The following is a 13,148-nucleotide window of genomic DNA, read 5'->3' as shown; positions in this document are numbered from 1 at the left end:
CGGCGACATGGCTGAATACATTTACTCGATGGTCCGCGCCCGCAAGGCGGTCGGCGACAAGCTCATCCTCGACGACGTGACGATGGCGTTCCTGCCCGGAGCGAAGATCGGCGTCGTCGGCCCGAACGGTGCCGGTAAGTCCACGATCCTGAAGATCATGGCGGGGATCGACACCCCCTCGAACGGCGAGGCGAAGCTCACGCCGGGCTTCAGCGTCGGCATCCTCATGCAGGAGCCGGAACTCGACGAGGACAAGACGGTGCTCGAGAACGTCCAGGAGGGCGTCGGCGAGATCAAGGGCAAGATCGACCGCTTCAACGAGATCTCGCTCGCGATGGCCGAGCCCGACGCCGACTTCGACGCCCTGCTCGCCGAGATGGGCGTGCTGCAGGAGGCGATCGACGCCGCTGACGCTTGGGACCTCGACTCGCAGCTGGAGCAGGCGATGGACGCCCTGCGCTGCCCGCCGTCCGACGCCACGGTCGCCCACCTCTCCGGTGGTGAGAAGCGTCGCGTCGCGCTCTGCAAGCTCCTCCTGCAGAAGCCCGACCTCCTGCTCCTCGACGAGCCCACCAACCACCTCGACGCCGAGAGCGTGCTCTGGCTCGAGCAGCACCTCGCTCAGTACGCGGGCGCCGTGCTCGCCGTCACCCACGACCGGTACTTCCTCGACCACGTCGCAGAGTGGATCTGTGAGGTCGACCGCGGTCGCCTCTACCCATACGAGGGCAACTACTCGACCTACCTCGAGAAGAAGGGCGAGCGTCTCAACGTCCAGGGCAAGAAGGACGCGAAGCTCGCCAAGCGACTCGCGAGCGAACTCGAGTGGGTCCGCAGCAACGCGAAGGGCCGCCAGGCGAAGTCGAAGGCTCGTCTCGCTCGCTACGAGGAGATGGCGACGGAGGCCGAGCGCACCAGGAAGCTCGACTTCGAGGAGATCCAGATCCCCGCCGGTCCGCGACTCGGCTCGACGGTCCTCGAGGCCAAGAAGCTCGAGAAGGGCTTCGACGGACGCGTCCTCATCGACGACCTCTCCTTCAGCCTCCCGCGTAACGGCATCGTCGGCATCATCGGCCCGAACGGTGTCGGTAAGACCACGCTGTTCAAGACCATCGTCGGCATCGAGCCGCTCGACGCCGGTGAGCTCAAGGTCGGCGAGACCGTGAAGCTCTCCTACGTCGACCAGTCCCGTGGGGGCATCGACCCCAACAAGACGCTCTGGGAGGTCGTATCCGAAGGGCTCGACTACATCCAGGTCGGCAACCAGGAGATCCCGTCCCGCGCCTACGTGTCGACCTTCGGGTTCAAGGGCCCGGACCAGCAGAAGAAGGCCGGCGTCCTCTCGGGTGGTGAGCGCAACCGACTGAACCTCGCGCTGACGCTCAAGCAGGGCGGTAACCTCCTGCTGCTCGACGAACCGACCAACGACCTCGACGTCGAGACGCTCTCGAGCCTCGAGAACGCGCTCCTCGAGTTCCCGGGTTGCGCTGTGGTCATCACCCACGACCGGTGGTTCCTCGACCGCATCGCGACGCACATCCTGTCGTACGAGGGCACCGAGGAGAACCCGTCGAACTGGCACTGGTTCGAGGGAAACTTCGAGTCCTACGAAGAGGACAAGATCAAGCGCCTCGGACCGGATGCGGCAAAGCCGCACCGCTCCGCCTACCGCAAGCTCACGCGAGACTAGGACTCGTGCGAACGGCCCATCGGCTTCTGCCGGTGGGCCGTCGTCCGTTCACGACCCGTACGTCCCCGACCCACGGAGGGCCCAGCAATGACCAGACTCCACGTGCCGATCCCACTGCGGTGGGGCGACCTCGACGCCTTCAACCACGTCAACAACGCCTCGATGCTCAAGCTGCTGGAGGAGGCGCGCGTCCGCGTCTTCTGGATCCCGACGCTGGCGTCGGAGGAGGCCCCTCCGACCGCGGTCATCGATGCGAGCCTCGAGGCCGAGACGCTGACGCTCGTGGCGCACCAGGAGATCGAGTACCTGGCCCCGATCCCGTACCAGCGCGATCCGCTCGACGTCCAGCTCTGGATGGGCAAGATCGGCGGTGCCAGCCTGCAGGTCGCGTACGAGGTCTACTCGCCGCTGGGCGGGGCATCGCAGACGCTGTACGCCCGAGCCTCCACGACGGTCGTCATGGTGGACGCCAAGACGCTCAAGCCGCGCCGGATCTCGGACGTCGAACGTGCCGCATGGGAGCCGTTCCTCGAGGATCCGATCGAGTTCTCGCGGCGCTGAGCGACGCCGGTCACCGAGGCGTCGGGAACCGCACCATGCCCTCCTGGGCGACGCTCGCGACGAGGCGACCCGCCCGATCGTAGATGCGCCCGAGGGACAGACCTCGTCCGCCGGTGGCGCTCGGGGAATCCTGCAGATAGAGCAGCCACTCGTCGACGCGGGCGGGTCGGTGCCACCACATGGCATGGTCGAGACTGGCGATCTTGATGCCCGGGGTGGCCCACGGGACGCCGTGACGACGGAGCACCGGCTCCAGGATCGTGTAGTCACTCGCGTAGGCGAGCGCGGCACGGTGCAGCGCCGGGTCGTCGGGCAGGTCCTCGATCGTCTTGAACCACACCGCTTGCCGGGTGGTCCGCTCGCCCTCCACCCGGAGGTAGACGGGGGAGCCGACGTGTCGGAGGTCGAAGGGGCGTCCCGTCGCCCACGCCTCGGCCGCCGGGTGGTCGATCCCGCTGAGGAGCTCGGCGGCCGACGGGAGCGTCTCCGGGTCCGGGATCCCGTCGGGCAGCTCGATCTGATGCTCCGGGCCCTCGTCCTGGGTCTGGAAGGACGCGATCATCGAGAGGATCGGCACTCCGTTCTGGTACGCCTGGGTGCGCCGGGTGGCGAACGAGCGTCCGTCGTGGATGCGGTCGACCGCGAAGGTGATCGGCAGGTCGACGTCGCCCGGTCGGAGGAAGTACCCGTGCATCGAGTGGATGATGCGCTCGGCGTCGACGGTCCGGGTCGCGGCGACGACGGACTGGGCGAGCACCTGACCACCGAAGACCCGCCCCTGTGGCATCCATTGGGACGGACCGGTGAAGATGTCCTCGTCGGTCCGGACACCGGGAGCACTGAGGTCGAGTGCGGTGAGCAGGGAGTGGATCGGTTCCTTCACGCGAACACGCCTTTCATCCGGGGGTCGAGGCTCGGTCGTCGATGCCCGACCCGACCCGCCGAGTCTATCCAGGCCCTGGCGACGCGGTGCCGGAGCGCACGCGGCGGTGGCGTAGATTGAGAGGAGATGTCCACCACCTTGCAGCTCCTCGACGCCACCTCGCTCGCCGACCTCCGCACCTTCCTCGCACGCGCCGCCCGGATCGACGACTCCGGCGTGCGACTCCTGGCTATCGGGGACGTCCTGGCGGTCTCCGCCCCGGTGCTGCACCCGCAGGGTCTGCTCGACCGGAGTCCGACGATCATCGGGATGCGTACCTTCGCACTCGCCGAACCCGCGACGGCCGACGTGCTCGCGACCCCGCGTGAACTCATCGACCGCATCGTCCGCACGCTCGGCGGCGTCGCTGCCGAGGACCTGGTCGCGGACGCCCGCGAGACCGTGCCGCTCGAGCTGCCACCGTCCACGAGGACGGCCCCGTGGGTCGGACAGGCGCCGCCGCGTGGCGGCTGGGAGCGCGCGGGCGACGTGGACACCATCGAGCTGGAACTCGTCGCCAGGACGGGGGCCGCGGAGATCGCCGAGACGCTCCCCACGGCCGTCGGCGATCAGATCGTCCAGAAGGTACGGTCGCAGGTCTGGTCCCGGCCCCTCGGCGACGGCCACGGGCTCCCGACCGGTGCCGCATTCGCGGCGGTCGGCCTCGGCTTCATCGCCGAGCCGGAGCGCGCGGCCGTCTTCCGCTCAGGCGGATGGGTGCGCTTGAGCACCCGACGCGGGCATGTGCTCGCGGGTGCTGTGTCCTGATCCTCAGGCGCCTGCCATCGCGCGGCCGGCGGTCCGACCGCTGAACAGACAGCCGCCGAGGAAGGTCCCCTCGAGCGCGCGGTAGCCGTGGATCCCTCCACCGCCGAAGCCAGCCGCCTCACCGGCGGCGTAGAGGCCGGGCACCGGGTTCCCGTCCGGGCCGAGGACCCGACTCGCGAGGTCGGTCTCGAGCCCACCGAGGCTCTTGCGGGTCAGGACGTGCAGCTTCACCGCGATGAGCGGTCCGGCCTTCGGATCGAGGAGCCGGTGCGGTGCGGCGACGCGGATGAGTTTGTCGCCCCGGTAGGAGCGGGCACCGCGGAGCGCCGTGATCTGCAGGTCCTTCGTGAACGGGTTGTCGATCTCGCGATCGCGGGCCTCCACCTCAGCGATGACGTTCGCCGCGTCGATGGGCGTCTCCGGGCTGAGCTCCTGCATCCCTGCGACCAGCTCGGTGAGCGTGTCGGCGACGACGAAGTCCGCGCCGTGCTCCTTGAACGCCTCGACCGGCCCGGGCGCTCCCGGGCCGATGCGCTTCGCGAGCAGCCCGAGGTCCTTCCCGGTGAGGTCAGGGTTCTGCTCGCTCCCCGACAGCGCGAACTCCTTCTCGATGATCCGCTGGGTCAGCACGAACCAGCTGTGGTCGTGGCCGGTGGCACGCAGGTGCGCGAGGGTACCGAGCGTGTCGAAGCCCGGGAAGAGCGGCACCGGGAGCCGCTTCCCGGTCGCGTCGAACCAGAGCGACGACGGCCCCGGCAGGATCCTGATGCCGTGCTGCGGCCAGATCGGATCCCAGTTGGTGATGCCTTCGACGTAGTGCCACATCCGGTCGCCGTTGATGAGATGCCCGCCCGCGCGTTCGCTGATCGCCAGCATGCGTCCGTCGACGTGCGCCGGGACACCGGAGAGCATGGTCGTCGGCGGCGTCCCGAGCCGGGCCGGCCACTGTTCGCGGACGAGGTCGTGGTTCCCTCCGATGCCACCGCTGGCGACGAGCACCGCAGGCGCCCTGCACGAGAACTCGCCGACGACCTCGCGCGAGCTCGGAGCTCCGCGCTCGGCATGCGACGGGGCGAGCACGGACCCGCGTACGCCGACGACCGCACCGTCCTCGGTGAGCAGCTCGTCCACACGATGCCGGAAGTGAGCCGACACCGAGCCGTCCTCGACGCCGGCGTTCACCCGTCGGACGAAGGGCGCGACGACCCCGGGTCCGGTGCCCCAGGTGATGTGGAAGCGGGGAACGGAGTTGCCGTGGCCGATGGCGCCGTAGCCGCCCCGTTCCGCCCAGCCGACGACCGGGAAGAACCGCATGCCCTGCTCGTGGAGCCAGGCGCGCTTCTCGCCAGCGGCGAAGTCGAGGTACGCCTCTGCCCAGCGCCTCGGCCAGTGGTCCTCGGGGCGGTCGAACGCCGCGGCGCCGAACCAGTCCTGGGTCGCGAGCTCGAGCGAATCACGGACGCCGAGGTGGCGCTGCTCGGGGGAGTCGACCAGGAACAGGCCGCCGAACGACCAGTGCGCCTGGCCACCGAGGTTCGACTCCGGCTCCTGTTCGAGCAGGATGACCCGCTTGCCGGCGTCGATGAGCTCTGCGGCGGCGACGAGCCCGGCCAGCCCGCTGCCGATCACGATCGCGTCGGCCTCGGTTCGATCGGCGGAGGGGTTGGGCGGGACGGCTGCTGGCATCTGCTGACTCCTTCGGCACGGACGTGCGTCCGATCCTACGACCGTGCGGCCGGAATCAGAGGAGACTGCGGCGCGGAGCCCCTGGATCCTCGTCGAAGGTGTTGACCATGGCGTGGGCTGCCCGCTCGAGGTAGTCCCAGAGCGTCGCCTCGTGCACCGGCGCGAGGTCGAGGCTGTCGACGGCGGCGCGCATGTGCAGCAGCCAGCGGTCGCGAGCGTCGGGGTTCACGTGGAAGGGCTGGTGCCGCAGCCGGAGACGCGGGTGGCCGCGTTCGGCGCTGTAGGTGCCCGGCCCACCCCAGTACTGCTCGAGGAAGAGCATCAGCCGGTCGGCCGCCGGACCGAGGTCCTCCTCGGGGTACATCGGTTTCAGGACGGGGTCGCCGGCCACGCCGCGGTAGAACTCGTCCACGAGGGCCTTGAAGGTGGCGTGTCCGCCGACCTGCTCGTAGAAGGACATGCCTGGTGCCTGGGAGTCGGTCACTGCTGCCCTCTCGGGGGTCGCTTGGTCTTCGGCGCCCGCGGCGGGACCACCGTGGTCGGGTGGGTGCGCGGGGGACGCGAACCGGTCACGCTCGCGGCACCTTCGAAGCCCGAGAGGACGATGCTGTTGAGCGACGGCAGCTTGACGTCCATCTCGTCGACGGCCCGCTTCAACCGCATCCGCAGTTCGCGAGCCACGTCGTCCTTGGCACTCGTGCGCGTCTTGATCACGAGGCGGATGACGAGGGCGTCGCCCGAGATCGACTCGAGGCCCCACAGCTCGGGCTTCTCGAGGATGCGGGAGCGCCACTTGGGGTCGTGGGCGAGTTCGTTCGCCGTGTCGAGCATGCGCTCCTGGACGGCCTCGACGTCGGTGTCGTACGGGATCGCCAGGTCGATGATGACCCGCGACCAGCCCTGCGACATGTTGCCGACCCGCAGGATCTCGCCATTGCGGACGAACCAGAGCGTGCCGTTGACGTCGCGTACCTGGGTGATCCGGATGCCGACGGTCTCGACGACGCCGGTGGCGGGCCCGAGGTCGACCACGTCGCCCACGCCCAGTTGGTCCTCGACCACCATGAACAGGCCGTTGAGGATGTCCTTGACGATGTTCTGCGCGCCGAAACCGAGACCGGCACCGACCGCGGCCGTCAGCAGGGCGAAGGAGCCGATGATGCTCGAGTCGATGACGTTGACGACGAGAATGGCCGCGACGATGACGATGGTGACGTTGACGATGTTGCTGAGCACGGTGCCGAGGGTCCGCGTGCGTTGGACGAGTCGGACGGCGGCGAGCGGCGAGGCGAGCAGCGATTGCGTGTCGGTGACGTCGGCACTCTTCTTGACGCCACTCACGATGCGGCCGACGACGCGTCGGATGACGAATCGGAGCACCCATGCGGCGGCGAACGCCAGGCCGATCACGACCACCACGCCGATGATCTTCCACCCCGCCGTCCAGAGGAAGGCGGTCACGTCAGGCCAGATCTCATCCCAGTTCATATGGGCCTCAGTGTATCGAGCGACCCGGAGTGAACCGTGTGAGCCGCCCGAGTGCGAGCCGGACGGTGCCTGCGTGAACGGTCATGGACGCACGAGTCCGTGCTTGTAGGCGAAGATGACCGCCTGGACGCGGTCGCGCAACTGCAGCTTCATGAGCACACGACCGACGTGCGTCTTCACCGTCGACTCGGAGAGGACGAAGTGGGCGGCGATCTCCGCGTTGCTCAGCCCCTCCGCCATGGCGACGAGGATGTCGTGCTCCCGCGGTGTCAGCTCGGCGAGTTCTGCTGCCGAGCCGTCCTCGGCGGCCGCGGGCGTGCCGGGGAGGGCCGTCGCGAAGAGTTCGAGCATCCGCTTCGTGATGCGGGTCGAGACGGCGGCGTCGCCGGCGTGGACCGCGCGGATCGCGGACGTCAGCTCGTTCGGCAGGGCGTCCTTCAGGAGGAAGCCGCTCGCGCCGGCCCGCAGCGCTCCGAAGGCGTACTCGTCGAGGTCGAAGGTCGTCAGGATGATGATGCGGCTGTCGGGGTTCGCGGCGACGATCCTCCTGGTCGCCTCGATCCCGTCGAGTCCCGGCATCCGGACGTCCATGAGGATCACGTCCGGCCGCAGGCTGGCGGCGAGGTCGATCGCCTCGGCGCCGTTCGAAGCCTCACCGACCACGTCCAGATCGTCCTCAGCGCCGAGCACGAGACCGAATCCGAGCCGGATGAGCTGCTGGTCGTCGACGAGCAGGATGCGGACGGGGTCGGTCATGGTGTGGTTCCTCGTGGTTCGGTGGTCGGCGGGGACGTTCTCGACGGGCGTGGTTCCAGGGGGAGGACGGCATGGACGCGCCACAGCCGATCGCCGACGGCTCCGGCGGTGACCCGACCTCCTTGGAACGCGACGCGTTCGCGGAGGCCAAGCAACCCCTGGCCGGCGCCGAGCGACGGCGCGTCCGGAATGGACCCGTCGTTCTCGACGATGAGCTCGAGGTGCTCGTCGTCGGTGGTGATGACGACGTCGACGCGCTTCGGCCGTTCCGAGTACCGCAGGGCGTTCGTGAGTGCCTCCTGCGTGATCCGGTGCACGGCGAGCAGGATCGACGGGTCGTCCGTCGACGGCCCCGAGACGGTGAGTGCGACCGGCAGGCCGAGCCCGCGGAAGGTCTCGACGAGCGCGGGGATCGACGCGGCGTCGGGTTGCGGAGCGAGGGGTGCGCTGCCGGTCTCGCGGAGGACGCCCAGCATGCGTCGCATGTCGACGAGGGAGCCGCGGGCGGCGTCGGTGACGGCGGTCATGGCGGACCGGGACGCCGTCGGGTCCTTCGTCGCCAGGGCCCCCTCGCTGAGCGCGACGATGACGGTGAGACTGTGGGAGACGATGTCGTGCATCTCGCGGGCGATGCGGGTCCGCTCGGCGACGGCGGCGAGCTGGGCCTGCTGGTCGCGCTCGCGGGCCAGCTGCGCCGCCCGATCGACGAGTGCTTCGACGTACCGCTTGCGATTGCCGACGTTGATCCCGATCAGCAGCCCGAAGAGCGCGAAGAGGACGACCGAGATGATGGTCTGCTGCGGCTCTCCCGGCTCATGTGGTGCGGCCCAGGGCAGGAACGGGGCGAGGACGGCGACGACCGCGGCGGCGGCGAAGGCCTGCCAGCCGAGTGCGACGGTCCGGTACACGGCCACCGAGTAGAGCAGGATCGGCACGGCGAACGCGTCGACGCCCACCGTCTGTGCGACCGAGACGAGCCCGACGGCGATGACGAGCACGGTCATCGCGAGCGGGCGCCGTCGCCTGAGCAGGACGGCGAGTGTCGTGATGCCCACGATCGCGACGGCGAGCGCGATGCGGCCGGGCTGGGCGGCCAGGTCGACGTCGAACCACTCGACGGTGCTGACCGAGAGCGCGACGAGGAGGTACCCGGCGGCGATGAGCGAGTCGGCGGTCCACGGATGCCTCGACCACCAGCGTCGGACGACCCCGGGTGGGCGCGGGAGCATCAGTGCGGCCTCCGTCGCGGCCCGGTCCCGGTCGGAGGACGGCTTCCGAGCGGTCACGACGAGGACGACCCTGAGGGTCGGTCGTCGTTCACTGGTCGGCGCATCCCTCCAGGATACGGAGAACCCCTCCACAGCGGGTCGTGCCGTGGAGGGGTTCTCGCCAGAGGATCCTGGTACCGGAGTGCTATCCGGCCGAGTGGATCACGCGGCGTCCCGTGCCTGTGCCGCGAGCGCCCGCTCGACCCCGGCGAGGGCTTCGACGAGCATGCGTCGGAGTGCCGGGACATCGGCGTTGGCTTCCAACCACGCGCGGGTGCGGTCGCGGAGCTCGGTGGAGGCGAGCGCCGCCGGGTAGAGCCCCTCGACGATGTACTCGGCGATCTTGTAGCTGCGCGACTCCCAGACCGAGGTGAGCGCGGCGAAGTACGGCTCGACGAGCGGCTGCAGGACGGCCGGGTCGATGACATGCCCGAACCCGAGACCGACGTTCCGGACGATCGCATTCGGCTGGTCGTCGTGCTCGACGACCGAGTCGAACGCTGCGCGCTTGCCCTCGACGGTGGGGATCGTCGCCCGTGCGCGAGCGGCCGCCTGCGCACCGTTGGCCGTGTTGTCCTCGGCGAGCGCCGCGTCGATGTCCGAACCGTCCGCGAGACCGAGGAGGACCAGTCCCTCGAGGAGCTCCCAGCGGAGGTCGGTGTCGATCTCCAGGCCCGGGAGTGCCGCGGAGCCGTCGCGCAGTGCACGCAGGTGCTCGCCGTGCTCGGGGGTCGAGGCGAGGGCGGCGAAGAACTTCACGAACTGGAACTGCGCATCGGAGCCGGCCTCCGCCTCCTGGGCGAGCGTCCGGAGCGCGTCGCCTACCCGGGAGATGGTCGCCAGGCGGCGTTCCGGAGCGACGTAGTTGCGCGCGGCCAGACCGAGCTGGCCGAGCGTGGTGCGCAGGGTCGTCGACTCGGTCTCCGTGGCGATGTTCCCGAGGACGAGCTCCACGTAGTCGGAGGCGCTCGACTCGGCGTCGCGGGTCGCGTCCCAGGCGGCGCCCCAGACCAGCGAGCGTGCGAGCGGGTCCTCGATCGAGGCGAGGTGGCCGATCGCCGTCGCGAGCGACCGCTCGTCGAGGCGGATCTTCGCGTAGGCGAGGTCGTCGTCATTCAGCAGCACCAGGTCGGGCTGCGTCTCACCGACGAGCTCCGGCACCTCGGTGAGCGCCCCGTCGACATCGAGTTCGACGCGTTGGGTGCGGACGAGCTTGCCGTCCTGCAGTCGGTACAGGCCGATGGCGAGGCGGTGCGGACGCAGCGTGTCGTAGTCCGCGGGGACCGTCTGACGGACGGCGAACGCGGTGAACGCGCCGTCGGCGTCGACCGTGAACTCCGGGCTCAGCGTCCCGACCCCGGCGGTCTCGAGCCACAGCTTGGACCACTCGCGGAGGTCGCGTCCGCTCGTCGCCTCGAGCTCGACGAGCAGGTCGTCGAGCACGGTGTTGCCGAACTCGTGCTTGCGGAAGTAGTTGCCGACTCCGGCGAAGAACGCCTCGATGCCCACCCAGGCGGCGAGCTGCTTCAGGACGGAGCCGCCCTTGGCGTAGGTGATGCCGTCGAAGTTGACCTGGACGTCCTCGAGGTCGTTGATCGTCGCGACGATGGGGTGCGTCGACGGCAGCTGGTCCTGGCGGTAGGCCCAGGTCTTCTCCATCGCGTTGAACGTCGTCCACGCCTCGGTCCACTCGGTGGCCTCAGCGGTGGCGATCGTCGAAGCCCATTCGGCGAACGACTCGTTCAACCACAGGTCGTTCCACCACTTCATGGTGACGAGGTCGCCGAACCACATGTGGGCGAGCTCGTGCAGGATCGTGACGACCCGGCGCTCCTTGATCGCGTCGGTGACCTTCGAGCGGAACACGTAGGTCTCGGTGAAGGTCACCGCGCCGGCGTTCTCCATCGCGCCCGCGTTGAACTCCGGGACGAAGAGCTGGTCGTACTTCTCGAACGGGTACGGGTACGCGAACTTCTCCTCGTAGTACGCGAAGCCCTGACGTGTCTTCTCGAAGATGTAGTCGGCGTCGAGGTACTCCGCGAGGCTCTTGCGAGCGAAGACGCCGAGCGGGATGGTCCGGCCGTCGCTCGAGGTGAGCTCGCTGCGCACCACGTCGTACGGGCCGGCCACGATCGCGGTGATGTAGGAGGACATGCGCTGCGTGGGTGCGAAGCTCCAGGTCGCCGCGCCGTCGTGAGCCGGTACCGGCTCAGGCGTCGGGGAGTTGCTGACGACCTGCCAGGCCGCGGGCGCCGTGATCGTGAAGGTGAACGTCGCCTTCAGATCGGGCTGCTCGAAGACCGCGAACACCCGACGGGAGTCCGGCACCTCGAACTGGCTGTACAGGTACACCTCGCCGTCGACGGGGTCGACGAAGCGGTGGAGGCCCTCACCGGTGTTGGTGTACTCGGCGTCCGCGTCGACGACGAGCACGTTCTCCGCAGCGAGGCCGTCGAGCTGGATGCGCACGCCGTCGGAGACGGTCGTCGGGTCGAGCTCGACGCCGTTCAGCGTGACGGAGTGGACGGTGCGCGTCATGGCGTCGATGAAGGTCGAGGCACCCGGTTCACCGGTGAAGCGGACCGTCGTGGTGCTGCGGAACACCTCGGGACCGGTCGTGAGGTCGAGCACGACCTCGTAGCTCGACGTGTCGACGAGCGCCCTGCGCTCCTGGGCTTCGACTCGGGTGAGGTTCTCTCCTGGCACAACTGCTCCCTGGTGTTGATGGACACGTGACGTGTGAACTGCACGTGGTCGCTCGTGACGACCGCGGCACGGTCAACCAGCCTAGACCCGCCGTCCGTCCGTTTCGGGGGAGTCGACGGGGATCGGCGCGTAGGGTGACGACATGACGACTTCCGCTGCAGACAACACCCGCGTCGACTTCTGGTTCGACCCCTCCTGCCCGTGGGCCTGGATGACCTCACGTTGGGTCGACGAGGTCACCGAAGCCCGGAACCTCGACGTCCACTGGCACATCATGAGCCTCGCCGTCCTCAACGAGGACCAGGACGTCAGCGACGACTACCGGGCCTTCTTCCCCCGGGCGCTCCGATACACGCGGCTCGTCGCCGCTGCGGCAGCCGAACACGGACACGCGGTCGTCAAGCCGCTCTACGACGCGCTCGGGACGCGGATCCACCCCGGCGGACGCGCGGAGGACGTCGACGCCGTGATCGCCGAAGCCCTCGCCGAGACCGGGCTCCCCGCGGCGCTCGCCGAAGCGTCGACGACGGACGCCTACGACGGGCCCATGCGCGAGAGCCACTTCGACGGCATCGGACGGGTCGGTCAGGACGTCGGCACCCCCGTCATCGCGATCGACGACGTCGCGTTCTTCGGACCCGTCATCTCGCCGGCGCCGAAGGGCGAGCAGGCGCTCGCACTGTGGGACGGTGTCGTCGCCGCTGCCGCCTACCCGGGCTTCTTCGAGCTGAAGCGCAGCCGTACGGCGGACCCGATCTTCGACTGACGCGACGCCGGCGCCCGGAACCCTAGACTTTCCACATGCGCATCCACATCGCCACCGATCACGCCGGTCTCGAGCTCAGTCAGTTCCTGCAGGACCACCTGCGCGCAGCCGGTCACGACGTCGTCGACCACGGCCCGGCCGAGTACGACGCGTTGGACGACTACCCGGCGTTCTGCATCAACGCGGCGAAGGCCGTCGTGCGCGACCAGCAGGCCGGTGTGGACGCCCTCGGCGTGGTGTTCGGCGGCTCGGGTAACGGCGAGCAGATCGCCGCGAACAAGGTCGTCGGTGTCCGCGCGGCGCTCGTCTGGAACCTCAGCACGGCGCAGCTGGCTCGGCAGCACAACGACGCCAACGTCATCTCGATCGGTGCGCGTCAGCACAGCATCGACGAGGCGGTGTCCTTCATCGACGCGTTCATCGCCGAGCCGTTCAGCCTCGAGGAACGTCACGCCCGCCGGATCGCCCAGCTCGCCGAGTTCGAGGCGACCGGCACCATCGCCGGCAAGCACGTCGACGCCTGACGCGTCCTCCACC

The 13,148-nt window shown here is 69.3% G+C and carries 12 protein-coding genes; 5 read left to right on the top strand and 7 right to left on the bottom strand.

Translation table 11 applies throughout. From position 1 onward, the window contains the following. Nucleotides 1–7 precede the first annotated feature (7 nt). A complete protein-coding gene (gene ettA / locus IFU30_RS10100; RefSeq protein ID WP_085510665.1) occupies nt 8–1,690 on the top strand; it encodes an energy-dependent translational throttle protein EttA in 1,683 nt (560 codons plus the stop codon). An 87-nt stretch (nt 1,691–1,777) separates the two neighbouring features. Further along, nucleotides 1,778–2,251: an acyl-CoA thioesterase gene (locus IFU30_RS10095; RefSeq protein WP_192005097.1), complete on the top strand. Its 474-nt coding sequence runs from the start codon at nt 1,778–1,780 to the stop codon at nt 2,249–2,251. A 10-nt stretch (nt 2,252–2,261) separates the two neighbouring features. Here IFU30_RS10095 and IFU30_RS10090 read toward each other — a convergent pair whose 3' ends face one another. After that, on the bottom strand, nt 2,262–3,134 hold the full coding sequence (locus tag IFU30_RS10090; protein WP_234993952.1) for an acyl-CoA thioesterase: 873 nt from the start codon (nt 3,132–3,134) through the stop codon (nt 2,262–2,264). Nucleotides 3,135–3,260: 126 nt separating this feature from the next. On the opposite strand from IFU30_RS10090, the gene IFU30_RS10085 reads away from it, so the two are divergent. Next, the gene (locus tag IFU30_RS10085) at nt 3,261–3,941 is read left to right on the top strand and encodes a hypothetical protein (protein ID WP_192005096.1); all 681 of its coding nucleotides are present in this window, start codon (nt 3,261–3,263) and stop codon (nt 3,939–3,941) included. A gap of 3 nt (nt 3,942–3,944) precedes the next feature. On the opposite strand, the gene IFU30_RS10080 is transcribed toward IFU30_RS10085, so the two are convergent. The 6 genes from IFU30_RS10080 to pepN form a co-directional block, all read right to left on the bottom strand. Then, on the bottom strand, nt 3,945–5,627 hold the full coding sequence (locus IFU30_RS10080) for an FAD-binding dehydrogenase (protein ID WP_192005095.1): 1,683 nt from the start codon (nt 5,625–5,627) through the stop codon (nt 3,945–3,947). A gap of 55 nt (nt 5,628–5,682) precedes the next feature. Next, on the bottom strand, nt 5,683–6,087 hold the full coding sequence (locus tag IFU30_RS10075; protein WP_079705698.1) for a globin: 405 nt from the start codon (nt 6,085–6,087) through the stop codon (nt 5,683–5,685). 20 nt (nt 6,088–6,107) lie between these two features. Continuing rightward, the gene (locus IFU30_RS10070; RefSeq protein WP_079705699.1) at nt 6,108–7,115 is read right to left on the bottom strand and encodes a mechanosensitive ion channel family protein; all 1,008 of its coding nucleotides are present in this window, start codon (nt 7,113–7,115) and stop codon (nt 6,108–6,110) included. Between the two features lie 81 nt (nt 7,116–7,196). Further along, nucleotides 7,197–7,871, bottom strand: a complete 675-nt coding sequence (locus IFU30_RS10065; protein WP_192005094.1) for a response regulator — start codon at nt 7,869–7,871, stop codon at nt 7,197–7,199. Further along, nucleotides 7,868–9,157 (bottom strand): histidine kinase, encoded by a 1,290-nt coding sequence (locus IFU30_RS20670; RefSeq protein WP_192005093.1) that lies wholly within the window; start codon nt 9,155–9,157, stop codon nt 7,868–7,870. Before IFU30_RS20670 ends, IFU30_RS10065 begins: the two co-directional genes overlap by 4 nt. Nucleotides 9,158–9,301: 144 nt before the next feature. Then, nucleotides 9,302–11,845, bottom strand: a complete 2,544-nt coding sequence (gene pepN, locus IFU30_RS10055) for an aminopeptidase N (RefSeq protein WP_192005092.1) — start codon at nt 11,843–11,845, stop codon at nt 9,302–9,304. Nucleotides 11,846–11,987: 142 nt separating this feature from the next. Here pepN and IFU30_RS10050 point away from each other — a divergent pair, with 142 nt between their 5' ends. Further along, a complete protein-coding gene (locus tag IFU30_RS10050) occupies nt 11,988–12,611 on the top strand; it encodes a mycothiol-dependent nitroreductase Rv2466c family protein (protein WP_064295146.1) in 624 nt (207 codons plus the stop codon). Nucleotides 12,612–12,646: 35 nt separating this feature from the next. Further along, nucleotides 12,647–13,135, top strand: a complete 489-nt coding sequence (locus tag IFU30_RS10045) for a ribose-5-phosphate isomerase (RefSeq protein WP_079705703.1) — start codon at nt 12,647–12,649, stop codon at nt 13,133–13,135. Nucleotides 13,136–13,148: the final 13 nt, after the last annotated feature.

It is taken from the genome of Plantibacter sp. CFBP 8798 (genome assembly GCF_014841195.1).
Lineage (GTDB): Bacteria > Actinomycetota > Actinomycetes > Actinomycetales > Microbacteriaceae > Plantibacter > Plantibacter auratus.
Note: the sequence above shows the minus strand (reverse complement) of the source record. Positions and strands in the feature narration are given on the sequence as shown.

What these genes read in the sequence shown, in the direction of transcription:
- ettA (WP_085510665.1), top strand. Translation starts at nt 8, where the DNA reads ATGGCTGAATACATTTACTCGATGGTCCGCGCCCGCAAGGCGGTCGGC.
- IFU30_RS10070 (WP_079705699.1), bottom strand. Translation starts at nt 7,115, where the DNA reads ATGAACTGGGATGAGATCTGGCCTGACGTGACCGCCTTCCTCTGGACG.
- IFU30_RS10085 (WP_192005096.1), top strand. Translation starts at nt 3,261, where the DNA reads ATGTCCACCACCTTGCAGCTCCTCGACGCCACCTCGCTCGCCGACCTC.
- IFU30_RS10080 (WP_192005095.1), bottom strand. Translation starts at nt 5,627, where the DNA reads ATGCCAGCAGCCGTCCCGCCCAACCCCTCCGCCGATCGAACCGAGGCC.
- IFU30_RS10095 (WP_192005097.1), top strand. Translation starts at nt 1,778, where the DNA reads ATGACCAGACTCCACGTGCCGATCCCACTGCGGTGGGGCGACCTCGAC.
- IFU30_RS10050 (WP_064295146.1), top strand. Translation starts at nt 11,988, where the DNA reads ATGACGACTTCCGCTGCAGACAACACCCGCGTCGACTTCTGGTTCGAC.
- IFU30_RS10075 (WP_079705698.1), bottom strand. Translation starts at nt 6,087, where the DNA reads ATGTCCTTCTACGAGCAGGTCGGCGGACACGCCACCTTCAAGGCCCTC.
- IFU30_RS10065 (WP_192005094.1), bottom strand. Translation starts at nt 7,871, where the DNA reads ATGACCGACCCCGTCCGCATCCTGCTCGTCGACGACCAGCAGCTCATC.
- IFU30_RS10045 (WP_079705703.1), top strand. Translation starts at nt 12,647, where the DNA reads ATGCGCATCCACATCGCCACCGATCACGCCGGTCTCGAGCTCAGTCAG.